Origin of the sequence: Rhodoferax sp., from assembly GCF_018780565.1 — a bacterium.
Taxonomy (GTDB): Bacteria; Pseudomonadota; Gammaproteobacteria; order Burkholderiales; family Burkholderiaceae_C; genus Rhodoferax.
The window spans coordinates 151,510-177,644 of the sequence record NZ_JADMJN010000007.1 but is presented as its reverse complement, the minus strand read 5'-3'; the positions used below and the strand labels follow the sequence as shown (position 1 = coordinate 177,644).

The 26,135-nt window shown below is 56.9% G+C and carries 23 protein-coding genes; 18 read left to right on the top strand and 5 right to left on the bottom strand.

The window, feature by feature from the left end:
• From IV109_RS11720 to dndE, 18 genes are all read left to right on the top strand, one after another.
• Positions 1 to 744: transporter (locus IV109_RS11720; RefSeq protein WP_296696536.1), on the top strand; the 744-nt coding region annotated here is incomplete at its 5' end.
• Between the two features lie 969 nt (positions 745 to 1,713).
• A complete protein-coding gene (locus tag IV109_RS11715; protein WP_296696534.1) occupies positions 1,714 to 3,744 on the top strand; it encodes a conjugal transfer protein TraG in 2,031 nt (676 codons plus the stop codon).
• A complete protein-coding gene (locus tag IV109_RS11710) occupies positions 3,741 to 4,217 on the top strand; it encodes a CopG family transcriptional regulator (protein ID WP_296696531.1) in 477 nt (158 codons plus the stop codon). The genes IV109_RS11715 and IV109_RS11710 overlap by 4 nt, the downstream gene beginning before the upstream one ends.
• Positions 4,201 to 5,241, top strand: coding sequence for a P-type conjugative transfer ATPase TrbB (gene trbB / locus IV109_RS11705; protein WP_296696529.1), 1,041 nt, complete (start codon positions 4,201 to 4,203; stop codon positions 5,239 to 5,241). The genes IV109_RS11710 and trbB overlap by 17 nt, the downstream gene beginning before the upstream one ends.
• Positions 5,238 to 5,570: a TrbC/VirB2 family protein gene (locus IV109_RS11700; protein ID WP_296696527.1), complete on the top strand. Its 333-nt coding sequence runs from the start codon at positions 5,238 to 5,240 to the stop codon at positions 5,568 to 5,570. The genes trbB and IV109_RS11700 overlap by 4 nt, the downstream gene beginning before the upstream one ends.
• A complete protein-coding gene (locus IV109_RS11695; RefSeq protein WP_296696524.1) occupies positions 5,567 to 5,851 on the top strand; it encodes a VirB3 family type IV secretion system protein in 285 nt (94 codons plus the stop codon). Before IV109_RS11700 ends, IV109_RS11695 begins: the two co-directional genes overlap by 4 nt.
• Positions 5,852 to 5,873: 22 nt before the next feature.
• Complete coding sequence (gene trbE, locus IV109_RS11690; RefSeq protein ID WP_296696521.1) at positions 5,874 to 8,336, top strand: conjugal transfer protein TrbE; 2,463 nt, start codon at positions 5,874 to 5,876, stop codon at positions 8,334 to 8,336.
• The gene (trbJ, locus tag IV109_RS11685; protein ID WP_296696518.1) at positions 8,333 to 9,097 is read left to right on the top strand and encodes a P-type conjugative transfer protein TrbJ; all 765 of its coding nucleotides are present in this window, start codon (positions 8,333 to 8,335) and stop codon (positions 9,095 to 9,097) included. The genes trbE and trbJ overlap by 4 nt, the downstream gene beginning before the upstream one ends.
• Positions 9,098 to 9,107: 10 nt before the next feature.
• Entirely contained in the window at positions 9,108 to 9,395 is a 288-nt protein-coding gene (locus IV109_RS11680) for an EexN family lipoprotein (protein ID WP_296696515.1), read from the top strand.
• Positions 9,392 to 10,768 (top strand): P-type conjugative transfer protein TrbL, encoded by a 1,377-nt coding sequence (trbL, locus tag IV109_RS11675; RefSeq protein ID WP_296696511.1) that lies wholly within the window; start codon positions 9,392 to 9,394, stop codon positions 10,766 to 10,768. Before IV109_RS11680 ends, trbL begins: the two co-directional genes overlap by 4 nt.
• A gap of 10 nt (positions 10,769 to 10,778) precedes the next feature.
• Complete coding sequence (trbF, locus tag IV109_RS11670; RefSeq protein ID WP_296696508.1) at positions 10,779 to 11,483, top strand: conjugal transfer protein TrbF; 705 nt, start codon at positions 10,779 to 10,781, stop codon at positions 11,481 to 11,483.
• Positions 11,480 to 12,493, top strand: coding sequence for a P-type conjugative transfer protein TrbG (trbG, locus tag IV109_RS11665; RefSeq protein WP_296696505.1), 1,014 nt, complete (start codon positions 11,480 to 11,482; stop codon positions 12,491 to 12,493). Before trbF ends, trbG begins: the two co-directional genes overlap by 4 nt.
• Positions 12,494 to 12,495: 2 nt before the next feature.
• Positions 12,496 to 13,797: a TrbI/VirB10 family protein gene (locus IV109_RS11660; RefSeq protein ID WP_296696501.1), complete on the top strand. Its 1,302-nt coding sequence runs from the start codon at positions 12,496 to 12,498 to the stop codon at positions 13,795 to 13,797.
• Positions 13,794 to 14,048, top strand: a complete 255-nt coding sequence (locus IV109_RS11655) for a DUF2274 domain-containing protein (RefSeq protein ID WP_296696495.1) — start codon at positions 13,794 to 13,796, stop codon at positions 14,046 to 14,048. Before IV109_RS11660 ends, IV109_RS11655 begins: the two co-directional genes overlap by 4 nt.
• Before the next feature lie 312 nt (positions 14,049 to 14,360).
• Positions 14,361 to 15,485 (top strand): DNA sulfur modification protein DndB, encoded by a 1,125-nt coding sequence (gene dndB, locus IV109_RS11650; protein ID WP_296696492.1) that lies wholly within the window; start codon positions 14,361 to 14,363, stop codon positions 15,483 to 15,485.
• Entirely contained in the window at positions 15,482 to 16,933 is a 1,452-nt protein-coding gene (gene dndC, locus IV109_RS11645) for a DNA phosphorothioation system sulfurtransferase DndC (RefSeq protein WP_296696488.1), read from the top strand. The genes dndB and dndC overlap by 4 nt, the downstream gene beginning before the upstream one ends.
• Before the next feature lie 3 nt (positions 16,934 to 16,936).
• A complete protein-coding gene (gene dndD, locus IV109_RS11640) occupies positions 16,937 to 18,919 on the top strand; it encodes a DNA sulfur modification protein DndD (protein WP_296696483.1) in 1,983 nt (660 codons plus the stop codon).
• Entirely contained in the window at positions 18,919 to 19,299 is a 381-nt protein-coding gene (gene dndE, locus IV109_RS11635) for a DNA sulfur modification protein DndE (protein WP_296696480.1), read from the top strand. Before dndD ends, dndE begins: the two co-directional genes overlap by 1 nt.
• Before the next feature lie 62 nt (positions 19,300 to 19,361).
• Here the strand turns inward: dndE and IV109_RS11630 are convergent, their stop codons facing one another.
• From IV109_RS11630 to IV109_RS11610, 5 genes are all read right to left on the bottom strand, one after another.
• Positions 19,362 to 20,489: a DGQHR domain-containing protein gene (locus IV109_RS11630; RefSeq protein ID WP_296696475.1), complete on the bottom strand. Its 1,128-nt coding sequence runs from the start codon at positions 20,487 to 20,489 to the stop codon at positions 19,362 to 19,364.
• Positions 20,490 to 20,494: 5 nt separating this feature from the next.
• On the bottom strand, positions 20,495 to 21,301 hold the full coding sequence (locus IV109_RS11625; RefSeq protein ID WP_296696472.1) for an HNH endonuclease: 807 nt from the start codon (positions 21,299 to 21,301) through the stop codon (positions 20,495 to 20,497).
• A gap of 19 nt (positions 21,302 to 21,320) precedes the next feature.
• Positions 21,321 to 22,136 carry a restriction endonuclease gene (locus IV109_RS11620; protein WP_296696468.1) on the bottom strand — a complete coding sequence of 272 codons (816 nt, stop codon included), beginning with the start codon at positions 22,134 to 22,136 and terminating at the stop codon, positions 21,321 to 21,323.
• A gap of 181 nt (positions 22,137 to 22,317) precedes the next feature.
• On the bottom strand, positions 22,318 to 23,589 hold the full coding sequence (locus tag IV109_RS11615; protein ID WP_296696466.1) for a hypothetical protein: 1,272 nt from the start codon (positions 23,587 to 23,589) through the stop codon (positions 22,318 to 22,320).
• On the bottom strand, positions 23,582 to 26,023 hold the full coding sequence (locus IV109_RS11610; protein WP_296696463.1) for a DEAD/DEAH box helicase family protein: 2,442 nt from the start codon (positions 26,021 to 26,023) through the stop codon (positions 23,582 to 23,584). The genes IV109_RS11615 and IV109_RS11610 overlap by 8 nt, the downstream gene beginning before the upstream one ends.
• Positions 26,024 to 26,135 lie beyond the last annotated feature (112 nt).

The following is a 26,135-nucleotide window of genomic DNA, read 5'->3' as shown; positions in this document are numbered from 1 at the left end:
AAAATCGCTTGGATTTCCACTTATCCTACTGTTCAAATTTGTCGGACCACTTCTAATGCCGCCGTCAACAATGCGCAACTGCAATCGGATGTGGAAATCTTGCGTTATGTCCACTGGACATCATTTGCTGGTCATCCCGCAGCTCTGGAGGTGCTTCTGCCATATGCCCAACTGAAAAGTGATGGGAATTTGTCATCTATGGGAAGTGCCTCTGGAAGCGGTGATTTGATTTTGGTTGCTCCGGTGTGGTTGATCGACAATAAGGCTGATCGGGAGTCATTTGCGGTGGCTCCCTACATCTTCCTTCCGACCGGCTCCTATGATAAGAATAGGGCTTTGAACGTAGGTGAAAACCGTACTAGGTACGACCTTCAACTCGGCTACATGCATGGTATTGGCAATGCATTTGACATTGAACTTGCCGGGGATGTTATGTACTTCGAAAAGAATGCTGACACATCACTTAATCAAAATCTACTCTATCAAGTTCAAGGATATTTGAGCTATCAGTGGACTCCGGAAACGAAATTGGCTCTCGGCTTATCTCATTCCATCGGGGGGGAAACCTCTATCAATGGAGTGAATCAGAATGATCAAATAAATACGACTAAGACGATGTTTACAGTTTCGACCTTCGTTGATCAACGCAACCAATTGCTGTTCTCTTACGGAAAAGATATAAGCGTTGCTAACGGATTGAAAGAGGATTCGCGTTTTAATTTTCGCCTGCTACACGTCTTCTAGTAAATTAATATGCAAGTTTGGAAAAAATAATGGCATCCCAACTTTAGGGATTTGATGATTGAGGTCCGCACCCCAAAGGGTTGCAGAAGTTCTCGACTGGCAACGCGCCGATCCAGATGCCCCCTAAACAATGCCGAAACGACAATAATTTGATCCATTACACAGTCAAACTCGGCCTCACAGCCTTGTTTGACCTGTCGATAAATCAAAACTGTTACCGCGTGCTCGGAGGTAGAACTCATGATGATAGAAGAATGTTTTCGACAGTTCTTGGGGGCGCTACCCCAATTCACACTTTGTGGATTGTGAACGATTCTTTAGACGTTCCGCTTAGATGTAAACGCATTGCAAGTGATGAGCAGAATCATGGTTGTGAATAGATGAGGTGCCTATGGGGCCCCGCTCACTTGCACTTCATTGGTTTCGTGCAGCACGTGGCGATGATCGCTTGCCATCGCCATCGCTATCGGCAAAGAGTTCTACAAAGAGCTGTCGAATCCACATGTTGGCGGGATCGCGGTTGAACTTGGCGTGCCAAAACAGGTTGATGGCGATGTCTGGCAGATGAGCTGGATGGGGGATGACAAGACCAAATGGAGCTTCGTATCGCTCAGCAAACCGTTCTGGTATGCAAGGACGGACTCTGGCACATTTCACAGCGCCCTGTCGATGCGAGGACTTCTCCCTTGCGCCACAACTTTTCATTGATTGTCTTGGCACTTCAAACAGGTGCCATGCGGAGTGGCCTCAACGGCATCGTATAGGGAGGGCGGAAACCTCTCGATTGCTGCACCTTGTGACGGTGTGAACGTCCAAGATATATCGGGATAAGGTATCCAGTCCCTGCCAGTATTCGCTGCGCTACGCCACGATGAGTGTGTTGCATGACGGTTCAGTTCCAGACTCTTGCATGTGTTCTTCACATGGAGATCACGCAATGGAATGCAACTGAAAAGGAGATGTCTCTTCATGTCTAAGGCGGTGAACGGTATCTTATTTGGTCAGATCATTGTCGTGCTCTGCATCGCCTTGGGCGGTGTATGGGGAGCGACACAGTGGACTGCAAGCGAGTTTGACTACCAAGGGCGACTCGGGCCTGCGTGGTTTCAAATTTCCGGTTGGCCGATCTATAAGCCGTGGAAGCTGTTCGAGTGGTGGTACTTCTATGATGCCTATGCGCCCGATGTGTTTCTGCGCGGTGGCACCATCGCGGCATCCAGCGGACTGATCGCAACCGGTGCCGCCATCACGATGGCCGTCTGGCGCTCACGTCTTGCAAAACGCGTCACAACCTACGGTTCAGCACGATGGGCAGATCCTGAAGAGGTTCGTGCGGCGGGCCTGACCCAACCGGTCGGCGTGTTTCTCGGTCGGTTGCGGACCAATGAAGGTGACTACCTTCGTCACGAAGGCCCAGAGCATGTGATGGCTTTCGCACCCACCCGTTCAGGCAAGGGTGTTGGGCTGGTGGTGCCAACGCTCTTGTCCTGGCCCGGTTCAGCCGTCATCCATGACATCAAGGGCGAGAACTGGACCTTGACCGCTGGCTGGCGCTCGCGCTTCTCCCACTGCCTGCTGTTCAACCCCACCGATGCAGGCTCGGCAGCTTACAACCCGCTGCTCGAAGTCCGGCGTGGCATGCACGAGGTGCGCGACGTGCAGAACATTGCCGACATCCTGGTAGACCCCGAAGGCGCGCTGGAGCGGCGCAACCACTGGGAGAAGACGTCGCATGCCCTGCTGGTCGGTGCCATCCTGCACGTGCTCTACGCCAGTGACGATAAAACCCTGCGCGGCGTTGCCAATTTCCTGTCCGATCCAGCCAACCCGTTCGAGATCACGCTGCACCGGATGATGACCACGCGACACCTGGGCGATGTCACCCATCCTGTCGTTGCCTCAGCAGCCCGCGAAGTGCTCAACAAGAGCGACAACGAACGCTCCGGTGTTCTCTCCACCGCGATGAGTTTCCTGGGTTTGTACCGCGACCCTACGGTGGCCGAAGTCACCTCGCGCTGCGACTGGCGCATCGCGGACCTGATCTCGGCTAAGCACCCGGTGTCGCTATACCTGGTGGTGCCGCCCTCCGACATCAGTCGTACCAAGCCATTGATCCGCTTGATCCTGAACCAGATCGGTCGGCGGCTGACGGAATCCCTGGATGGGTCGGACGGCATTGCCCGGAAACACAAGCTGCTGTTAATGCTGGACGAATTCCCGGCGCTGGGGCGTTTGGACTTTTTCGAGTCCGCGCTGGCCTTCATGGCTGGTTATGGCCTGCGCGCCTTCCTGATCGCACAGTCCCTGAACCAGATCGACAAGGCCTACGGCCAAAACCATTCGATCCTGGACAACTGCCACGTGCGCATTGCGTTCGCGACCAATGACGAACGCACAGCCAAGCGGATCTCCGAAGCCCTGGGCACTGCGACCGAGCTGCGGGCGCAGCGCAACTACGCTGGGCACCGGCTGGCCCCGTGGCTGGGTCACCTGATGGTCTCGCGGCAGGAGACTGCGCGCCCCTTGCTGACACCCGGCGAAGTGATGCAGCTGCCACCAGATGAGGAAGTCGTGATGGTGTCGGGTCACCCACCCATCAAGGCCGCGAAACTGCGCTACTACCAGGACCGGAATTTCATGGGGCGGATGCTGGCACCGCCGGTGCTGGCGCTGGACGGGTATGCAGACAAACCTACTGCGCGGTCGGACGACTGGAGTGGATTGGCGATTCCTGCAATGTCTGAGGCCTTGACCGCAAACCCGTCAGGTGGCTTTGCCGACGAGGGAGGTCATCAACTCAAGCCTGAATTGGACCTTGCGTTGGATGCCCAGCCCTTGATGGACATCGACGACCTGCTGGTGCTCGACGACGAGGACGACATGCCGCTGCAGCCGCAGAGCATGAAGCGAGGTAGGCAGGACATTGGGGATGCCGACCAGAGAATGCAGCGCAATGCGCGACTGGCAGCATTGGACCCCGATGACGGAATTGCGCTATGAGCCGGACCCGTCTCAATATCTTCATCGAGCCCGATCATGCCAAGCGGCTGGACCAGCTCGCTGCGCACAAGGGCGTGTCGAAGTCTGCAGTGATTGCGGCGGCCCTGGCTTCGTTCCTCTCACCCGATGCGGCCGACCAGCGCGAGGCGGCCATGGGTAAACGACTGGACCGCCTCTCGCGCCAGTTCGACCGGCTGGAGCGTGATCAGTCGATCCTGATTGAAACGATGGCGCTTTACATCCGCTATTTCTTGACGGTCTCGCTGCCCGTGCCCGAAGGCCAGCAGGATGCCGTCCGTGCGCAGGGGCGAGCCCGGTATGCCCAGTTTGTCGAACAGCTTGCCCGCCACATCCAGCGCGGGCGCAGTCTGGTCCGCGAAGTCCATGAAGAGGTCGCGCCAGATGACCCGACTTCGCAGGCCGCCACACCGGAACACAAGGAAGGGGAGATAAGCAATGATTCGCAAGCCTGATAAGGACGGGGAGGACGGTGGCAGCGCCGCCGTCTCCCTGGAGCGTCGCATTCGTATGCTGCGCACGGCCATGGGGCCGGAGATCGCCGCAGCGCTGGAAGACCCGGAAGTCGTGGAAGTGCTGCTGAACCCCGATGGCACCCTGTGGCTGGATCGCCTGGGTTCAGGCCGAGCCCCGACCGGGACGACACTGCCACCAGCCGTGGCAGAGCGGATCATCCGCCTGGTGGCGGCGCACGTGCGGGCCGAGGTGAATGCCGGCTCTCCCATCCTGTCGGCCGAATTGCCCGAGACTGGGGAGCGCTTCCTGGGGGTGTTGCCACCGGTGGTGCGCGCACCCTCGTTTGCCATCCGCAAGCGGGCGCTGCGCATCATGACGCTGAACCACTATGTGGCCGACGGCATTCTGACCGAGGCGCAGGCGGGGTTTCTCCGTGCCGCCGTGCGCGAGCGGCTCAACATCGTTGTATGTGGTGGCACCAGCACCGGCAAGACCACGCTGGCCAATGCACTGCTGGACGAGATCGCCGATACCGGCGACCGGGTCATGATCCTCGAAGACACGATCGAATTGCAGTGCCGATCCGATGACCATGTCTGCATGCGCACCGAGCCGGGTGTCAGCACCATGGCTGACCTGGTGCGCGCCACGTTGCGGCTGCGTCCCGACCGCGTGGTGGTCGGCGAGGTGCGGGGTGGCGAGGCGCTGGACCTGATCAAGATCTGGGGTACCGGCCATCCGGGTGGCATTGCCACCGTGCACGCCGGTTCGGCTCACGGTGCCCTGGTCCGATTGGAGCAACTGATCCAGGAAGTCTCCGTCACGGTGCCCCGCGCGCTGATTGCCGAAGCCGTCAATGTCATCGTCTTCATCGCTGGGCGTGGCCGGTATCGGCGCGTGCAGGAGATTGCACGGGTCATCGGCTTAGACAGCCACGGCTACCAGCTCAGTACCGATCTGATGCCTTCTTTTCCCTCTATTTCTTCCACCACCAACTTACCAACCACCGGAGAACCGTCATGACGACTTCACGCATTTCCGTAAAACCAGTCTTCCAGGCCGCCGCCATCGGTGCGCTATTGCTCGCAGTTACTCTGCCTGCCTTTGCGGCCGGCTCGAACATGCCGTGGGAGGCCCCATTGCAGTCCATCCTCGAATCGGTCCAGGGACCGGTGGCGCGCATCGTGGCGGTGATCATCATCATTACCACGGGCTTGACGCTGGCGTTTGGCGACAGCAGCGGGGGTTTTCGGAAACTGGTGCAGATTGTGTTCGGGCTGTCGATTGCGTTTGCGGCATCGTCGTTCTTCCTGACCTTCTTCAGCTTCTCGGGTGGAGCGGTGCTGGCATGAACGCTGCCACTCCAAACGCGCCGGGCTTTGTCAGTGGTTTTGAGATTCCGCTGCACCGGTCCCTGACCGAACCCATCCTGCTGGGTGGTGCGCCGCGCACCGTGGCGATTGCCAACGGCACGCTGGCCGCTGCGGTGGGCCTCGGGTTGCAGCTCTGGCTGCCGGGGATCGCGCTGTGGATCATCGGCCATTTGTTGGCGGTTTGGGGTGCGCGTCTGGACCCGCAGTTCATGCAGGTCTTTGCGCGGCACATCAAGCACCGCGTGCTGCTGGACGTGTGAGGCAAGCCATGGAGAACACAGCATGATGCACCTCGCTGAATACCGCAAGCGCCCGACCTTGCTGGCCGACTGGTTGCCTTGGGCCGGACTGGTCGCACCGGGTGTCGTGTTGAACAAGGATGGTTCGTTCCAGCGCACGGCGTGTTTCAGGGGGCCGGACCTGGACAGCGCGACGCAGGGCGAACTGGTGGCCACGTCGGCGCGTTTGAACAATGCGTTGCGTCGGTTGGGGTCGGGCTGGGCGCTGTTTGTCGAGGCTGAGCGGCGCGAAGCGGCTGACTATCCCGAGTCCTCTTTCCCGGAGCCGCTGTCCTGGCTGGTGGATGAAGAGCGCCGGGCGGCTTTTGAAGAGGTCGATAGCCACTTTGAGAGCGCTTACCACCTGACACTGCTGTACCTGCCACCTGAGGAGTCTCAGGCGCGTGCCGCCAAGCTGCTGTACGAGAACACCAAGGTCGAAGGCGTGGATTGGCGGGAGCGACTGGAAGGCTTCGTGTCGGAAACGGAACGCTTCTTTGGTCTGCTCGAAGGGATGATGCCAGAGATCACTTGGCTGGACGATGGCCAGACACTGACCTACCTGCATGGCTGTGTGTCCACGCGCCGGCATCCGGTGGCTGTGCCCCAGGTTCCGATGCATCTTGATGCGTTGTTGGCGGACGAGCCTTTGAGCGGCGGGCTTGCGCCCATCCTTGGGAATCAGCACCTGCGTGTGCTGTCGGTGCGCGGCTTTCCGACCTCGACCTGGCCCGGCCTTCTGGATGACTTGAACCGGCTGGGCTTTGCCTACCGTTGGAGCACGCGCTTCCTGTGTCTGGACAAGGCCGAAGCCGAACGCGAACTGGGCCGCTTGCGGCGTCAGTGGTTTGCCAAGCGCAAGAATATCGTGGCGTTGTTGCGCGAGACCGTCTTCCAACAGGAGAGCCCGCTGGTCGATTCCGACGCGTCGAACAAGGCGAGCGATGCCGATGCGGCCCTGCAGGAACTGGGGAGCGACCAGGTGTCGTTCGGCTACGTTACGGCGACGGTCACGGTACTGGACGCGCATGCTACCGCCGCCGACGAGAAGCTGCGTGCGTTGGAGCGCACCATCCAGAGCCGGGGTTTCGTGACGATCCCCGAGACTTTGAATGCAGTGGATGCCTGGCTGTCGTCGATTCCGGGACATGCCTATGCCAACGTGCGCCAGCCCATCGTCTCGACCTTGAACCTGGCACACATGATGCCGGTGTCCGCTGTGTGGGCTGGGCAGGAGCGCAATGCGCACCTGGACGGGCCGCCGCTGATCGTGACGCGCACCGACGGCGCGACACCGTTCCGGCTGGTCACGCACATCGGCGACGTGGGCAATACGCTGGTGGTGGGCCCCATTGGCATGGGCAAGTCGGTGCTGCTGGCGACTTTGGCCATGCAGTTCCGCCGCTATCCAGGTTCGCGCATTCTGGCCTTTGATATGGGGCGCTCGATTCGCGCGACTATCCTCGGACTGGGCGGGGAGCACTACGACCTGGGTAACGATGGTGGCGCAGAGGGTTCTATTGCCTTCCAGCCGCTGGCGCGTATCGACCAGGATGGCTACCGCGCCTGGGCGACGCAATGGATCGCAGGGCGTTTGATTCACGAAGGCGTCCCCGTCGGCCCGGCCGAGAAGGACGCAGTCTGGTCGGCTTTGAACAGTCTGGCCAGTGCGCCGGTCAACCAGCGCACCATGACTGGCCTGTCGGTACTGCTGCAGTCCAACGCCTTGCGCCAAGCCCTGCAGCCCTATGTGCTGGGTGGCGCCCACGGCAAGCTGCTGGATGCGGATTCAGACCGCCTGGGTTCCGCCGACGTCCAGGGCTTTGAGATGGAAGAGCTGATGCACAGCAAGGCAGCGATGCTGGCGGTTCTGGGTTACCTGTTTGCGCGTTTCGAAGAACGCTTCGACGGGGCGCCGACGCTGTTGATTCTGGATGAGGCCTGGTTGTTTCTGGACGACCCGGTGTTTGCATCCCGCATCCGCCAGTGGTTGAAGACCTTGCGCAAGAAGAATGTGTCGGTGATCTTTGCCACGCAATCGCTGGCGGACATCAAGGACTCGGCAATAGCCCCGGCCATCATCGAGAGTTGCGCGAGCCGCATCTTCCTGCCGAATTCGCAAGCAACCGAACCGCAGATCAGGGTCATCTACGAAGGCTTCGGACTCAACAGCCGGCAGATCGACATCGTCGCGCAGGCGCAGCCCAAACGGGATTACTACTACCAGTCACGGCTCGGAAACCGGGTCTTTGAATTGGGACTTGGACCGGTGTCCCTGGCGTTTGCCGCTGCTGCCAAGCCCGAGGACCAGCGCGCCATGGATGCTGTGTGCAATGCCGTAGCGGCCTCGGGGTCACCTGCGGACTTTGCCACCGCCTGGCTGCGCCATTGCGGCCTCGATTGGGCCGCGGACCTGATCCCGTCGTTTCCGTCCCCTTCCTCAACCACGCAGGAGAAATCGCCATGAACCGCACATCTTTCCTCAAACCCCGCATGGCTGCCCTGGCTGCCGCCGGCGCGCTCGCCCTCGGCATCGCACCGCCGGCACACGCGCTTTTTGGCGTTGGCGACATCGTGTTTGATCCGACGAACCTGGTGCAAAACATCATGACGGCCGCCCATACCCTGGAGCAGATCAACAACCAGATCCGGCAGTTGCAGAACGAGGCGCAGATGCTGATGAATCAGGCCAAGAACCTGACGGGCTTGAACTTCAGTGCGTTGGCCCAACTGCGTGCCGCCTTGGCCGCGACGAACCAGCTGATCGGGCAGGCTCAGGGCCTGGCTTTCAATGTGTCGCAGATGGAATCGGAATTTACCCGGCTCTACCCCAATGCATATTCCGCGTCCACCTCCGGCAGTCAGATGGCGCTGGACGCGCGCCAACGCTGGCGCAATTCGCTGGAAGCGCTGCGTACCGCCACCAAGGTGCAGTCACAGGCGGTGCAGAACTTTGCATCCGACGAGCAAACCCTGACGGACCTGGTGAACCGCAGCCAGTCCGCCGTCGGTGCTTTGCAGGCCATGCAGGCAACCAACCAGCTGCTGGCCCTGCAGTCGCGCCAAACCATCCAGGCGCAGCAGCTCCAGATCACGCAGGACCGTGCCACCGCCCTGGAGCAGGCGCGGCAGGTGGCGGTGCAGGAGCGCGCGCGAGAGGTGCGTCGGCGCTTCCAGGGGGAGGGCACGCCTTACACCCCGTACACGGTCAACTTTTACAGCAACTAAAAGGACCACCATGAAGCAGCTTCTGATCATTGCGCTTGCGTTGTCGGTATCGCTGATGGCGGCTTGTGGAAAATCGGCACCGACCGACACGGTTGAATCACTGGTTGCGAATCCTGAGCGCCTGAAAGCACTTCGAGCCCAATGCAAGGCCGACCATGCCAAGGTGGGGGATGCCGTCTGCGCTGCGGTGTCCGAGGCCACGCGGCGTCGCTTCATGGGCGGTGGCAAGTCGCCGTATGCAAGCGATCCCGTGCCGTCACCGACGCCACCGGCCAGAGCCAAGAGTGAACCGTCATGAACGATCTGTCGGTCATCGACCGTTTTCTGGACGTCTTCTCACGCTACATCGATTCCGGTTTTGGCCTGCTGCATGGCGAGGTGGCGTTTCTGACTGCCACGCTGGTCGGAATTGACATGACGCTCGCCGGTCTGTTCTGGGCTATGAGCCATGCCAGTGGGGGTGGCGACGACGTGATCGCCAAGCTGGTCAAGAAGGTGCTGTATGTCGGCGCCTTTGCTTTCATCATCGGCAACTTCAACAATCTGGCAGGCATCCTGTTCCGTTCCTTTGCAGGACTTGGACTGGTGGCGTCTGGTTCGTCGATGACCCAGGCGCAGTTGCTGCAGCCGGGACGGCTGGCGCAAGCCGGCGTGGATGCGGGACGGCCCATTATGGTGCAGATCAGCGACCTGACGGGTTTTCCAGAAGTGTTCGCCAACCTGGATGTCATCACCGTGCTGTTCCTGGCCTGGTTGGTGGTGATTGTGAGTTTCTTCGTGCTGGCGGTTCAGCTGTTTGTGACGCTGATCGAGTTCAAGCTGACGACGCTGGCGGGTTTTGTGCTAGTGCCTTTTGCCTTGTGGAACAAGACTGCGTTTCTGGCCGAGCGGGTGCTGGGCAACGTGGTGTCGTCGGGGATCAAGGTGCTGGTGCTGGCCGTGATCGTTGGCATCGGCTCGGGCTTGTTTGCGGAGTTCCAGACACCACCAGGAACGGAACCTTCGATTGACCATGCGTTGGTCATCATGCTGGCTTCACTCACGCTGCTGGGTTTGGGTATTTTTGGTCCTGGCATTGCGACCGGATTGGTATCGGGCGCGCCGCAGTTGGGCGCAGGTGCGGCGGCGGGAACCGCGCTCGGTGCCGCGGGTCTGGTCGTGGCAGGTGGTGCGGCGATTGCCTCAGGCGGTGCGGCCGTAGCCGCTGGTGCCCGCATGGTGCCGGGTGCGGCACGTGCTGCCATTGGCGGTGGCGCCAGTGCCACTCGCTCCGCAAGCACGATGGCCAGTGGTGCGAAGTCAGCCTACCAGGCAGGTGCCGCCGCATCAGGCGGCAGTGGTGTGCGCGCTGCGGGTGCGGGTCTGGCCAATGTGGCGAAGACGGGTGCGAGCGCCGTCGGCCAGCGCGTCGCGGCTGGGGCCAAGGCCGTCAAGGATCGCGTTGCATCGGCGGTAGCCGGGGAGGCTGAGCCAGTATCAGCCGCGGGTGCCAGCACTGCCGCGAATGCAACGACGCCAGACACGCCACCTCCCGCTCCGGCGTGGGCGAAACGCCTGCAACGCAACCAGCGGCTCTCACACGGGATATCTACCGCTGCCCACACCCTGCGCTCTGGTGACCACGGCGGGGGTGGTGCCAGTCCGAGCCTGCGCGACGACTCCAATCATTGAGGAGATCTAAATGCTATTCAAACGACCCCAGGTGCGCTACTCGGACACGCCCGAGCCCGTCACCCCGTATCAGGCTGCAGCGCAAGTCTGGGACAACCGCATCGGTAGCGCCCGCGTGCAGGCCAAGAATTGGCGGCTAATGGCTTTCGGTTGCTTGAGCCTGGCTTTGCTGATGGCCGGTGGACTGGTCTGGCGCTCCGCACAGTCCATCGTGACACCCTATGTTGTCGAGGTGGACAGCGCGGGGCAGGTGCGTGCAGTCGGCGAAGCGGCCACGCCGTACAAACCGAATGATGCGCAGATTGCCTATCACCTGGCGCGCTTTGTCACCGACGTGCGCTCGCTGTCGATCGATCCCATCGTGGTGCGACAGAACTGGCTCGAAGCCTATGAATACACCACGGACAAGGGTGCGGCGACGCTGAACGATTACGCGCGAGCCAATGATCCGTTTGCCCGCATCGGGCAGAACTCTGTCTCGGTGGAAGTGACCAGCGTGGTTCGGGCCAGTGATTCTTCGTTCCAGATGCGCTGGATCGAGCGCAGTTATGCGAATGGTGCGCCCTCGGGCACCGAGCGCTGGACAGCGGTGGTATCGGTGGTGCTGCAACCGCCCCGCACGGAAGAGCGCTTGCGCCGCAATCCACTAGGCATTTATGTCAACGGCCTGTCCTGGAGCCGTGAACTCGAAGCGACACAAGGAGTAAAACCATGAAGACACGAATTCGTATTTGCGCTTTGCCGTTGGTGATGGTCGTCACCTTGGCGACTATCACCGGCTGCGCCACGCACGGCAAGCCGCCGCCCGTCATCACGCTGGATGAGCCCGTTGCCGCGCAACTGCTGCCGGACGCACCCAAGCCTATCGAAGTGGTGACGCTGTCTGAACCGCTGGCGCTACCTGCACAGTTGAAGTCGCTCTCAATAGAAGCTGAGGCGAAGGTCGCACCGGAATCCATCGATGAAAAAGTCCGTGTCGCACGCGCCAATCTGGAAGCGCGCGTGGCACCCAGCCGGGAGGGCTACGTCAATGCCATCCAGGTGTGGCCCTACGCCGATGGCGCGCTGTACCAGGTCTACACAAGCCCGGGCCGGGTTACTGTCGTCGCGCTGCAGGAGGGCGAGGAACTCGTGACCGTTTCGGCTGGAGATACGGTGCGCTGGGTGGTTGGTGATACGGTCAGTGGCTCAGGGGCCAATTTGCGCGTGACCGTTCTCGTGAAACCCACGCGTACCGGTTTGAAGACCAATCTGGTCATCACTACGAACAGGCGCATGTACCTGCTGGAGCTGTCCTCAACGCCGCAGGCCTGGATGGCTTCAGTGTCCTGGGACTACCCGAAGGACCGGATGCTGGCCTTGCAGAAGCAGGCGCAGCAGGCTCAAGCGGCCACGTCGGTAGATTCCGGCCTGTCGCTGGAGCAGATCAAGTTTCGCTATGCCATCACGGGCGACAGTCCGCCGTGGAAGCCGCTGCGGGCCTTTGATGACGGGCAGCGGGTGTACATTCAGTTTCCCACTGGCATCGCGCAGGGCGAGTTGCCGCCACTGTTCGTGATTGGGTCGCAGGGTGATGGACAGTTGGTGAACTACCGTTTCCGTTCACCGTATTACGTGGTGGATCGGCTGTTTGGTGCTGCCGAACTGCGACTCGGCGCAGACAATGCTCAGATGGTGCGTATTGAGCGCACCGATGGGGTTGCCAGTGCGGCACGGAGGAACTGAGCATGAGTACGCCCGCCACACCGCAGGCTGACACGCCGGTGCCGCCGAAGGTTGATCCAGACACCATGACCTTGCGTGCGCCGCCGCGTCCAGTGGTCCGGTTGAACCGACGCATGCTGGCGCTTGGCGCGGGCATGCTGGCCGCCGCCGTGCTTGGAGGTACTTTGTGGTCGCTGCAGTCGCATAAGCGTGAACGCAACCCGGCAGCCGAGTTGTACAACGTGGACCGCGTCTCACGGGCCGAGAGTCTGGACCAGTTGCCCAAGGATTATTCGAAGATACCGGTGCCTGTCAAACCCGCCATACCTGTCTTGGGGGAACCGTTGCCGGGTGATCTGGGGCCGGCCATCCTCAGCGCAGAACGGCAGCGCCAGGCGAACGTATCGGCGGCGTACAACGATCCAGCACATGCGGATCGTTTGACGCAGCTGCGTGATGCGGAGGACGCGGCGCGCTCTACGGTGTTCTTCCGCAGCAGTGGGAATGGCGCGAAGGCGGCAACGGCTGTGACTTCAGCTGCGGCTGGCAGTCCGTCCGCATCGATGTCGGGCAATCAGCCGTTCAATCCGATGGGGTCGACGACTGCCACGACACAGCAGGCCGACCCGACTGCCGCGCAGAACCGGCAGGAGCAGAAGGCAGCCTTTGTTGCGAATGCGGGTGACACGGCTACGCGCAATCCGGCCAGCCTGCAGATGCCGGTCTCGCCTTACCAGGTGATGGCGGGCACGGTCATTCCAGCTGCGCTGGTGACGGGCATCAACTCTGACCTGCCGGGGCAGGTCATCGCCAATGTGACGGAGGCGGTCTACGACACGGCCACGGGGCGTTATCTGCTGATTCCGCAGGGGTCAAGATTGATTGGGCGTTATGACAGTCAGGTGTCATTCGGGCAGCGGCGGGTGTTGCTGGTGTGGACGCGGTTGATCCTGCCCGACACCTCGTCGATTGCGCTTGACCGCTTGCCGGGCATTGATCCGGCGGGTTATGCCGGGCTGGAGGATGGTGTTGATTGGCACTGGGACCGGATTCTTGCGGGCGCAGCGCTGTCGACGTTGCTTGGTGTCGGCGCTGAACTGGCGGCACCGGACCGCAGCGGAACTGATGGCAAGGTGGTCATTGCCGTGCGCCAGGGCGCGCAGGACACGGTGAATCAGGTTGGTCAGGAGATCACAAAACGGAATATGAGCATTCAGCCGACGCTGACGATTCGGCCTGGGTTTCCGATGCGGGTGATGGTGAGCAAGGATCTGATTTTGCGGCCTTATCAGCCGTTGTTCTTTGTGAGGGGGGCGTCGCAATGAACGCGCCTGTCGACAAATTGCGGCTGGGGCCACTGCCGAAGACCGAGACTGTAAAACTGACCATTGCGCTGACCACCACATTGAAGATTGATCTGGAGCGCTATGCTGCGCTGCATACACAGACCTACGGCGAACCGGTCGACGCCGTTGCGCTGATCCCGCATATGCTGGAGTTGTTCATCCTGCGGGATCGGGGCTTCAATGCGCTGAAAGCTAAGGCGTCGCGATTGCGCTCGGGGGCGGGCGGCTAAGCCTGAAGACAGCCGACTTGTCCAACCGTAACACTGGACTTACCAACCCTGGGAAGCAAGCTGTTGACGGTGCCAGTAATCAAAGTCGGATGGCCGCTACTCGGCGTGAGATGCGGGGCAACGCCCGCGAGCCGGGGGGGCGATGCATGGAAGTTATGGATATTGGTTGAGCTGGGGACCGAGATCGCTGAGAGTAATTTGCACGGTTTAAGAGGTGCTCTTGGTCACCTTCCGTGCGCAGTTGGATCATGTGCTGGTTGTGATAGCGTACGTTTGTGTATCACCATACAAACATGATAGACTTCCCTATCAATGTCTGAAACTTTTTCTTATGTATTTCCGGCGATTCGTGGGGTGCAAGCGGGGCGTGAATATTACGTCTCCATGTGCCCGCTTCGCCTGTTGCCGCGCCTGTTCTCCTTCGACGAAGAAGAACTGGTGCCGGAGTTGCGCGCCCAACGGACGTTGAACAAAGCGCGCGTCCCGGACATCGCTCGCTACATCATCGAAAACAAGGCCAGCTACACTTTCTCGGCCATTACCGTTTCCATAGATGGCACAATCAGCTTCGACCCTGTGGGTGCCGATGGTCCGGCTAATTTTCGCATGGGTGCGTTGACGGTGTCCATGGACGCGAAGTTCATTGTTAACGACGGACAGCACCGTCGGGCAGCGATCGTTCATGCGTTGGAGACAGCGCCTGAACTGGGTGAGGAAACGATAGCTGTCGTATTTTTCTTAGACCGTGGGTTGGAGCGCTGCCAGCAGATGTTTGCTGACCTCAATCGTTACGCTGTCAAGCCATCCGCCTCATTGGGCGTTCTCTATGACCATCGAAGTGCCGCCGCGAGTCTTGCGCGACATCTGAGCCTCACATCGTCAGTATTCAAGAATCTGATTGAAACAGAGCGTTCGTCGTTGTCCCCGCGTTCGCGCAAACTTTTCACTTTGAGTGCCGTCAATTTCGCAACGTCGGAGCTGTTGACCGAGAAGGAGCTGGAAGACTTCCAAGCCGCCAGTAAGAAATGTCTGGAGTTCTGGGAATCCGTCGGAGATCAAATTCCAGAATGGACTTACGTGCGTCAGTCGAAGATGACCTCGGGTGAGCTTCGAAGGGATTTCATTCATTCGCATGCCATCGTGCTCCAAGCTATGGGGCGTGCTGGACGCGCTTTGTATTTGTTGCCAGAGGCAGAACGTACGAAACGTCTCAAACGCCTTCGAAATGTGGATTGGTCGCGAAAGAACGCGGCCACATGGGAAGGTCGGGCCATGGTTGGCGGGGGCATGGCCAAGTCAGGCCAAAACATCACATTGACGTGCAACGAGATTAAGCGCGTCTTGGGTCTCAAACTAACGCCTGAAGAGAGTACAGCCGAAGCCGCTTGGGCGTCTGCACGTGGCCCTCGACGGAGCACTGAACGAAAACGAATATGAGCACCCCCTTTGAACAAATCGTGGATGAGATACGAGATCTGTATCTGTCCGACACAATCCCCTGGATCGTTGGTTACAGCGGTGGTAAAGATTCGACAGCGTCATTGCAATTGCTGTGGACAGCTATTGCATCGCTTTCCCCGGAGCAACGCGTCAAGCCCGTTCATGTAATCAGCACGGATACGCTGGTGGAGAATCCGGTCATTGCGGCATGGGTCGAGACATCCTTGCTGCGGATCGGCATTTCCGCGAAGCAGCAGGGGCTACCCATCACTGCGCACCGGCTCACGCCATCAGTAGAAAACCGGTTTTGGGTCAATTTAATCGGTAGGGGCTATCCGGCACCACGACCCAAGTTCCGGTGGTGCACTGATCGTCTAAAAATTAGCGCTTCGACGAAGTTTATCCAAGAGCTGTCCGAGAACAACGGCGAGGCGATCTTAGTGTTGGGCCAGCGTCGGGGCGAGAGCCAGGTGCGGGACAAAGTGATGGATCAGTACAAGGAAAGCACGCGCGCTCGTCTAAGTAAAAACAAGGACCCCCGTCTTTCTCGTGTCTGGGTCTATCCACCCATCGAAAGCTGGTCTAGCGACGATGTTTGGGAGTACCTGGTCACACAGGTCAACCCTTGGGGTATTGACAACCAAGAACTGTTCAGCATCTACCGTGGTGCGACACCTGATGCGGAATGCCCGATCGTTGTTGACACATCCACCCCAAGTTGCGGCGATAGTCGCTTCGGGTGCTACGTCTGTACCATGGTGTCGCAAGACAAGTCCATGCAAGCCATGATCCAGAACGACGAGCAGAAGCAGTGGATGCAGCCCATTCTGGACTTTCGCAACAAGCACTTGGCTATCGAGGATCGTTCGGTGCGGGATTTTCGTCGCATGAACGGCAAGCTAACCGTTTTTCATGGTGACCTTGTGCATGGTCCGTATACGCAGGAACATCGGGCCAAATTGCTCCGCGAACTTTTGTTGACACAACGGGTTGTTCGTAACGCTGACCAGAAGCAAGGGACGCAGTTGATAGAACTGATTTCCATTGAAGAGCTGGACGAGATTCGTCGTCTTTGGGTTGAAGATAAGGGCGAAATAGAAGATCTCGTACCGCGGATCTACACCGAAGTCTTTGACGTTAGCTACCCGGGCAAGGAACTTGAACAGGCGCCTCTTGACACCACGGATTTGAACCTATTGGAAAGTGTGGCCGAAGAGGTTGATCCCGAAGCTTCCAGCGAGCTTTACAAACTGACTAGAAGTCTTCTGGCTGTGCAATTTCAGACCATCGAATCACACAAACGATCCAAACACCTGGATCGACTGGAAGAAGTCCTTCACCGCTATGCATTCCGTAACGAGAGCGAAGCTCTCGAATTTGCGCTCTCCACTTCTTCCAAGGAGCCTGACGGAGACGCTTCGGACGCGAACGCATCAATTGCTTGATTCATGGCAAAAATAACAATATCAGATATCTCGATTGAGAACCTCGGCCCCTTTCGCGAGCGGCAAATCCTCAATCTGAACATAAGCGGTGCCCGCCCAGTCATTCTTGTCAAAGCGCTTAACGGTAGTGGCAAGACGACGCTGTTGACTGCTTTGCAGATTGGCTTGTACGGCCATAGAGCCCTCAGCGGTTCGCGTCGGTCCGAATATGAGCAGTTGCTGCTCGGTTTGCACCGTAAGGATGCCATCGGCAACGCGGTAGTTGAAATCGGCGTGACCGTTGAAATCGGGGGCTCGCGCCGCCAACTCATCGTGCGGCGCGAGTGGCACCGGAAAGTTGATGATTTGCGGGAAGAGCTGACGATCTACGAAGGCGGCAGCAAAGACCTGGAGTTCTCACAGTCGTGGGAGGAATTCATTGAATCCATCCTTCCTGCCGAACTGGTCCAGCTTTTTCTATTCGATGGCGAGAAAATTGAGGCCTTGGCGAACCCAGAGCGTCTGCCTGAATTGCTCAAGAGGGCAACGGAAGTATTTCTCGGCATTGGCGGTATCGAATCACTCGGGAATGATCTAAAAGCGCTTGAGCGTCGCGCTGCGCTGAAGAATAAGAATACTTCATCGGAGTTTGAGGAAGCACGTGCCAATGTGAGCTCCTGGGAAGCGCAAGTCAAGGAGCTGGAAGACAAGCTCCAGATGCTGACCCAGGAACAGGCCGCCGCAAAAAACGTCGCCGAGCATGCGCAAGTGATACTTGATAAGTTCACTGCTGATGCACAGCGCCGGGGACTTGCTGCTTACGAACAGGCGGCGAGCATTCGCAATATCGTCGTAGCAAGCAAACGCGACGCGGAAGCGGCGCGTGTCAGCCTGGCCGAAGCAATGTCTGATCCAGTACTTCCAATCGCATGGCTCCCCAAGCTTTGGCTGCAGTACCGTAGCGCCTGGGATCAGGATCAACACGTGCGCAACTCGAAACTTCTGGGTCTGGAGTTAAAAAAACGGGATCAGCGTGTAGTTTCAGCGCTGAATGCTTCGGTCTCGAAATCAGCAATAGAGGTCGTTCGTAAGGCGCTTTCCGACGATTTGCGGGCCTACAACGCCGTTCGGCCTGCAGGGAGTGCTCCGCTGCAAGATGCAGCACCAAAGGACATCGAGCGGCAACTGCAGGACGGCAAGCTGCGCTTGCGCAATGAACTCGACGTGTTGCAGAAGACGCAGGCCGAGCTGGATCGGGCGGAGCAGCACATCGGGCAGATTCCGGCGGAAGAACAGATCGGGGGAATCCTCAAGGCTTTGCAGGACCGTTCGAAATCAGCATCCTCCTCTGAGTCCCTTTTGGCCAGTATTACCCAGCGTGTAGAAGAGGTGCAGAGCCACCTCACTCATGTGCGCGTGAGATTGAACGCCGCGCAGGAGCGGCTGGGCACAGAGTTCCGAGATCATTCATTGGAGTCAAAGAGCTTAGATGCGTCGAGTCGCGCGAGAAGAACTTTAATGGTATTCAAGGATCGATTGTTGGCATCCAAGGCCCAGTGGCTGTCAGAAATGATTACCACCGAGTTTCGAAATCTTCTACGCAAACGCAACCTGGTAGCGAAGGTGCTGGTTGATCCAATTACTTACCGGGTTTCCATAGAGGATGGCAAACACCAGGAACTCCCGATGGACCGACTGTCTGCCGGTGAGCGGCAATTGCTTGCGATCGCTGTGCTCAGCGCATTGATCAAGGAGCGGAAAGGTCGCTTTCCAGTGGTTGTCGATACCCCCCTGGCGCGCCTTGATCAGCAACATCGGTCTGCACTTATCAAACGATTTTTTGCGACCGTGTCGCATCAGGTCGTGGTCCTGTCAACGGATCAGGAAGTCGATGGCCTGGCGTATGAGGCGCTCAAGCCATTTACGAATGCTGAATACACACTCGACTTTGACGACGCGACTGGGCGCACGTCGATCCATACTTTATTACCGAGTGAGGTGGCATGATGGAACGTATAAAACTAAACGCAGCCGCTCGGAACCAGTTGGCCACCCTCAAACGCAGAACGGGTATTGAGCACAATAATGCGATCTGTCGCCACGCCTTGTGCATCTCTCTTGCGAACCCATCGGTTCCTCCCGAGGAAAATTTCAGCTTTGGAGGTGGTATCGAAATCGACTGGCGCACGTTGACGGGCGGCCAGGACGCGCTGTATCACAATCTTCTGGTTGTTCGTCTGCTTTCTGAAGGAAAACGGGTCACCGAAGAGGCTGTACGGCTGACCTTTGTGCTGCACGTGCACAGAGGGCTGTCGTACCTTGTGAGCAGGCGTGAAAACGACTTACTTGTTGAAATGGCGGAATCCCTCGGAGTTGCCAGCAACTAATATGCTATGTGATCGCGCACGAGTAGGTTGATGGTTAGTGCACGGCTGAACCAGCGCTTCGTCTAAATGCCTCCCCCTTTTGATTTGACGAGGCGGACCTCGCTGGACCAAGACTCCTTGTCGCGCATGTTTTGTTGGATACTTTTCAATGCGCTTTCGATCTCGTCTCGGACACCCTTAGTGTCGGAGATTGCCATTGTCCATTCGCATAACCAGAAGTCAGCGCTTTGCAATGAAAGAATACGCTCCACGGCTTTGGATACGTCGTCTGCGTTGGAAATATTAACTTGCTGATCACTGTATGTAGCAAGAAAATCAATAGCGTCAGTGACGTAACGTGTCATTGTTGCCAAACCAACTTTACTTAGCAGTTTGCTATCCTTCGAAAACGCATTCGGCCATGACGATTTTATGGTAGACCATATGGCCATGAAAAATTCGTAAGAGGACTCATCGTCCGCAAGCTGACGAAACTTCTTAGATTGAATATACGCGATGCCGGATTCAATTGCAGCCGGTACAACTACTCTAATTTCAGCGGCTGGTTTGCCCGGGAGGGCAACCATCCCCATAAATGGGCTATCAGCGGTTTCATCTGCCAATCCGACGTACCCCACGTTGCGGCTCAATGACAATCGGGCGGATCTTAGTCTATTTTCTAGATCCTGATTGCCGCCGGGGTCGGTGAAATTGATTGAAAGCGCTCGAATATGGTCAGTCGCAACCTTTGAAACCTTATTGTTAATGACAATAAATTGAAACGCCTTTTCCTCGTTCGTTGCATCCAGGATTGCAACGATGGGTACGGCGGTGGCTGCGTTAAACAAATTCAAACCATAAAGTCGATGCTGTCCGTCCACCACAAATGCGGAAGCCTTGTTGGCAGGATCGAGAATGATCTTGCCCGCACCCGTTGACCCCGCAGGGATATCCAATTGATAGGCTCCTGCCGCGAGAGTAATTACTATTGCCGTCGGAATGGTGTTTCTCGCATCCTCCTGTAGAAACTTGAAGATAGACTTGACTTTGAAATCATTTTTTGCTCTCTGTACCCCGCCAGAATCTTCAGGGGAGAGCGTTGGGATTGTTGTCCAGCTTTGAATTTCTCCGGCAGGAGCTTGAAAAATGCAAAATTTGGGTGCTGTTGCGTCATTGGGACGCTGTGAGAATGCTATGCAGGGGTATTCCATTGAGATCACCTAAATTCAAAGTTTTGAAAATCTATCGCATCAGTCGGGTCAATCGCGTAGATTGCACTCATATCCGCAGGGCCGACAATAGTGGAGGCGGTCTTTAGGGATATCCGATCCTCACATGCCTTGTCAAATATCCTCCGCAGATGATTCGCAATCTTCTCCCTTCTAGAGATCGATTTAAGCTCCTCCTGCGAGGGATCTGGTTTAAGGACGAATGAAAATAGATGTCCCGTGTGCCATAGAAGCATGTCGTCTTTTGCCTTGTTACATGCCCAGCAAGCAGGCAATAAGTTATCTATGACACTATTGCCACCGAAACTGGAGGGCCAGATATGTTCGTACTCGAGCCCCTCTTTTTCATCGTCAGCATTGCGTTGACACATTCCACCGCAGAGGTAACAGGGCAGCTCATTCAGACCGTTCCGTATCGTCTTCTTTACGGAGTCCTTGATGGGTCGCTTCGAGTCAGCTGCCGCTTGCAACGATAGTCTGGCGAGTTGATCAATTACATCATCTCCCTGTCTGGCCATTCCGAGTGATTGCTGAATATAGGAGACCATGAGAGGGTGGCGATAAGCTTCGTCTTCCATGCTTCGTACCCGCTCTGACTTCTTGATACACCGCGTTAGAGTGTTCATTGCGCTGATACCAAGAAAGTATTCAGCGAAGAAGTCTGTACGCCCCCCAATTGCCAAAATACTCAAGCTTTGAATTTCGATCAAACTGCGCGTTTGATAAAGTTCTCGTAAAATAAATTGGAACAGCAACTCCCCAGTTGTGATCGGTTGAAATTTCAGTAGTTTCATATTTATCTACGGTGCGAATTCAAAGTGCGAAGGCGGGAATTTCCATTACATTGGATTCAACGCGAAATTTTCGTTCAACCATAAGATTCACGATGGCATTTCCATCGATGAGGATGATTGGTATTGCTCCTCGCTGTATAGACGCAGCAATGGCACCCTCAGAGAACGACGTCGTCGTAAAGAAAATTCCCTGTTCGTATGCGCCTTGACTAGCTCCGCGAAATTTATCTATCTCCGGGCGTTGGATGTTTCCTTTGCCCCATTTTTTACATTGAAATGCGACGTTCAGATGCGCAAGGCCGACTTTGAGCTTCCCGTGCCCATCAATTCCGCCATCGCGCGAAACTCTGGTTACACGAGTATCTTCAAAGCCGTATGCGGCTAGCAGGTCGCGGGAGAACTCTTCAAAGCCGGATGGAGTGAGTTTTTTTAACTCACTCAGCATGTGTTTCCGGAATATGTCCAAGTACTGGCTATGGAGTATCCATAGACCCTTCTCGACACTGGTTAGAGAGTTTACGGGTTCGACTTCTGCTTCGACCGTGGTCGCCACTTTGGAGCCCGATCTGTTTCGTGTCACTCGCTTTGTACGGCATTCTACGGGTAACGGAAAGAAGCGATTATCGCCATTGAGCTCGAAGTGCTTCGTGGACGACGCACTTGGAAAATCGATGCCGAAACAATGTCGGCGAATCTGCATTAACACGACATGCTGCGGATCCTTTGCGTGAAAGACATACAGCGACTTTGCGACAATCGCAGCATAGGCCTCGCGTGCAGTGAGAGGCTGCTTCGCCTCAAGCATTACTGTCTTGATCGCTTCGATGATTGTCATATTGACTGTGCTCTCTTGTGATGACATGTCGGTTTGATCGGAGGCCGTTGAGTGCCGCTCGTCGGGTTATACCCATCCGTGAAGCGCGTACCACTGAGCAGCATGCCGCTTACTTTCTTTCAACTTCGGTGCAATAGTCGAATCTTGCAAATATGTATTCCGTCGGATATGGTATTTTCAGTTACTCCGCAACCGCTTTCATCATTCGTTGATACCTGCCGATTAGTTGCGAAGCTGAATCAAGAATTGGCGCCAGATGCTCCTGTTGGGAGATAAGTGTGTCGACCTTGAGTTCATGCAGCGCTTTCAGAAGTGAAGTCAGAACATCAATTGGTGTGCGCTGAGTTTTGTGCTGCAAGAATTCGGCCTCGGTCACTCGGATTGGTCGAGCTGTCTCAGGGGCCTCGACGTCCAGTTGCTTGGCAAAGTTGGTTTGGGACTTAGCGTCGTACCTCGCCATGTCATTCCAGAGGCGGAGACTTTCGGCTTTGTAGAAGATGTTCTCGTTGTCATCGCCCTTGCCATTTCGCGGCTTTGCAAATGACCAATTGAATAAGACTTCCTCAGACTCTTTGGGAAGGCGTAAGGAGTCTTGCTTGACTTTGAACTGATCTCGCAGAAAAGGCTTTTCGAAGATGATCTCGAAGAAGTAGTGATCTTCTTTGGTTAACGGCTCCCCTTCGGGAACACGGTCATCGAAATCACGTTTGAAGTGCGTGAAGGCGGAAGCGGCTTGGATATTTCTCCGGGTTTGTGGTATCCGAAGGGATACCATTGATGCGACGTGGTTAACCAAGTCATCTTCAAGACGAAGAGCTACTTTCTTGCCGTGCCGATCCCGGAATAGACGCTCGTAGAGGGAAAGAATATAGAGGTTGGTTGCGTAAGGCTTCCATTCCTGTGCATGACTGATGTGGCGAACGCCGAGTAAACGAGGCAAGACCGATTGCAGTTCCTCAACTGACTTTGCAGCAACAGGGAACACCCGCAACATATCGGTCTGTTTTGTAATTTCCTCAAGTCTGTCTACTGTTTCTTGCTGTACACGCAAATCTTCTTCGAACCCCGAAGGGGACTTCTTCAACTTTTCGAGCTTCTTGCGTTCGCGCTCCATTCGCTCGCCACGAAGTGAGCGCAGTGCGACTGTCCGGGTATTTCCCTCCACGACAACGTAGTGCCCCGGCCTCTTGGGGTGTTCCCAAACAATGATCGAGTCGATGGGAACCCAGCCGTGCGCGAGAATGGACTCTTCCAGGTCCGCGACGTTGTAGACGGCACGGACTCGTGCCTCAAGCGCACCTTGAAGGTCGTCGGTGAATAGCAGGTCCGGCTCGTTGTAGCCGGGAGGATTCTCCGGTGCTATGCGTGGATTGTTTGGGTCCAGATGGATTTTGTCGAAAGAGACGTTGGTTGCGTCGCTGAGTTCGCTGATTGGGGTCATTTTTTTAATCATGGGTGACTTCTTTCGGTTCGTGAATCATTGGTTCAAGCAGAGTCAGGACTCGCTGTGCTCGATCAGCGGTACCCACCAGAAACTCTGTTCGTAATAGCAGCCGCATTGGTAAGGCCCGATATGGCGCTCCTGCCATGAAGGCGGCGAGAGCACCAAACTGATCTTGTGGCGCTACTTCGGTCAGTTTCGTTCGCAATAACGAGGTTGCTATGTCCAATTCGACCTTCCCTGCATCGTCGAGCAAAAATGCCTCCGAACCGCCGAGGGGTAACGGCACCTTTACGACCGCTGCATGGTCTGCCGGTCGCGTAAGGTATAGCGCTTCAATTTGAGCGGCGTTGTGGCAATCGCCGAGGAATGCTGAGAGAGCGGCTGGCACGGCCGGTCGGAAGGTGAGTGATACGTACTTCAGCCATGTCGTGGCACCATTCGGACGGTACGGGCGACTCTCCGTAGTATCGATTGACGCCGGGCCATGCACTTCACGCTTAGCGAAGTAGCTTGCTGTGAGGAGCCCCATCATCTCTAGCCACTGGCTTCCAGTAGCTACATTTCTCGCGACGCCATGCGTGGCACCATGACGTACAAGGTAGTCGGATGGATCGGATAGGTCCGCACCGAGTGCACAGAAGCCATTGAAGAGGGTGCGCAACATCATCGATGTTTCAGGTGTTTCGAGCGTGGCACCCCATCGTGCGTCACGATCAAAACTGTCTTTGGCTCCGAAATAGGGGAGACCATAGAGGAACAAGCGGCATGTTTCGCCGGGCGCGATCGCATCGAGGCGATAGAGTAGGCGTTGAATGACGCCCGTATCGACGTTGTGATCGTGCATCAGAGCGGTCACGGCTTCTTTAAGGATGACAGCGCTGCCGTACTCAATGTCTTTTAGTTGAGGACGAAGAAAGTCGTCGATCTCCTGATATAGCCATCGCTGATCGAAGTGATATGCGAGGCTGTCATTCCGTGCTTGCACCACATATGCCGCTCGCTTGTCTGGTGCGTAGCGAACGCAGCGGCCCGCTGCTTGCATGAGGCGGATTACGCTGGTCGACGGATAGGTCAACACCACAGTGTTGATGCCGGGATCGTCGAATCCTTCAAGCAGGAGTTGTGCTGAGACGAGTATGGCACGTGGTTTGTTGCTGAAGCGAGCAAGAAAATCCTCGTTGCCAACGCTCAAGGAATTACCTGTGCCGTGCACGTAGCCGAGGTCTTCGACCTCCAATGGATGATCGTCTGGCAAGCGATCCATAAGCGCGCGGTAGAACTCTTCCACACGGTCGACACGAGGTGCGAGTACCAGCACCTTGGTGAATTCTGAGGTGGTGCGATCAATGATGTAGTCAGCCAGGTCATCGACCGCTTCAGACGACCAATCAAAATTCTCGACAGGCAGGTCAAGGAATTTTGGTGTAAGTACTGCTCGTCGTTCGGCCAGTTCACGATAGGTGATGGTAAAAGCGATTTCGTCGATGCCGATTGGCAGACTGTCACTGCGGTTTGGCGTAGCAGTCAGCAGTAGAACTGGGGCGCTCCATGGATTTGCAAACACAGGCCCGTATGAAGGGGCCGCAGCGTGATGGGCCTCATCGACTACGATTAACGTAGGTTTGACGGCAGCCCCTTCAAGCAGGGGTGTCAGATTTCCAACCATCACGAACTTGATTCGATTGGCGAGTTCGGTTAGTCGTTCAGCGGTGATTTGTTCATGTCCTTCCGCGATGAGTTTCTGCAGTTCTCGGTAGGCCTGCTCGCGTAGGTTGCGCCGGTGAGTGACCCAGTAAACCGGGGCTTTCGGATCGCGGGACTTCTCAAGCATTGTCAACACGATGCGCAATGCAGTTCGTGTTTTGCCTGCGCCGGTTGGCAGAATCAACCCAATTCGACCGTTGGGTCGCTTGCCAAAAGCTTCTATACAGCGGGCTACGGCCGTGTCTTGGTAGCTCCAGTCAGGCGGCAGTTGCCGGTGATCCGGAATTTCTTCGGCTGACATAGCTGTCGAGCCACGGAGGGGCGGTGTTTCAGTGTTGCCAGGCAGCAGTCTTATTGCCACGGCGGCTGGGAGGCCCATACGTTCCCCTGCTTCATTTCCTGTGGCACCAGCGAACAAATGCAACCGAGAAGCCTCGCGTTGCAAATCCTCCATTGCTTTGGAGGCGCGCTTCAGGATTGATCCATCTTGGGTCAGCGCAAACTCTGCGGCTTGTTCTGTCAGCTCGATGGTGGCATCGTTTACTCCCCTCGACAAGTCGTTGGACAGCAGGGTGTGGAGACGATTGGGATGTAGTGTGCCCGCAATACCAGCGGTTTGAAGCGCGGCATTGAGCGCCTTGGTCAAGGCAGCAATGCTTCCGTAGGCAAAGAAGAGCGGAACCACGCGCTCGTCGATGAGGCGTTGTACGCGTTCGCTTTGTACGTTTAGTCTGGCCAAGGTGTGTGCTCCGGGGTGGTTTAGCTGAATTCTATCAAAATGGAATTAAAAAAGTCAATGCCGAAATTATGGAATATTTAAATATTGCCTGGGTTTCTTGGGTTTTAGGTGC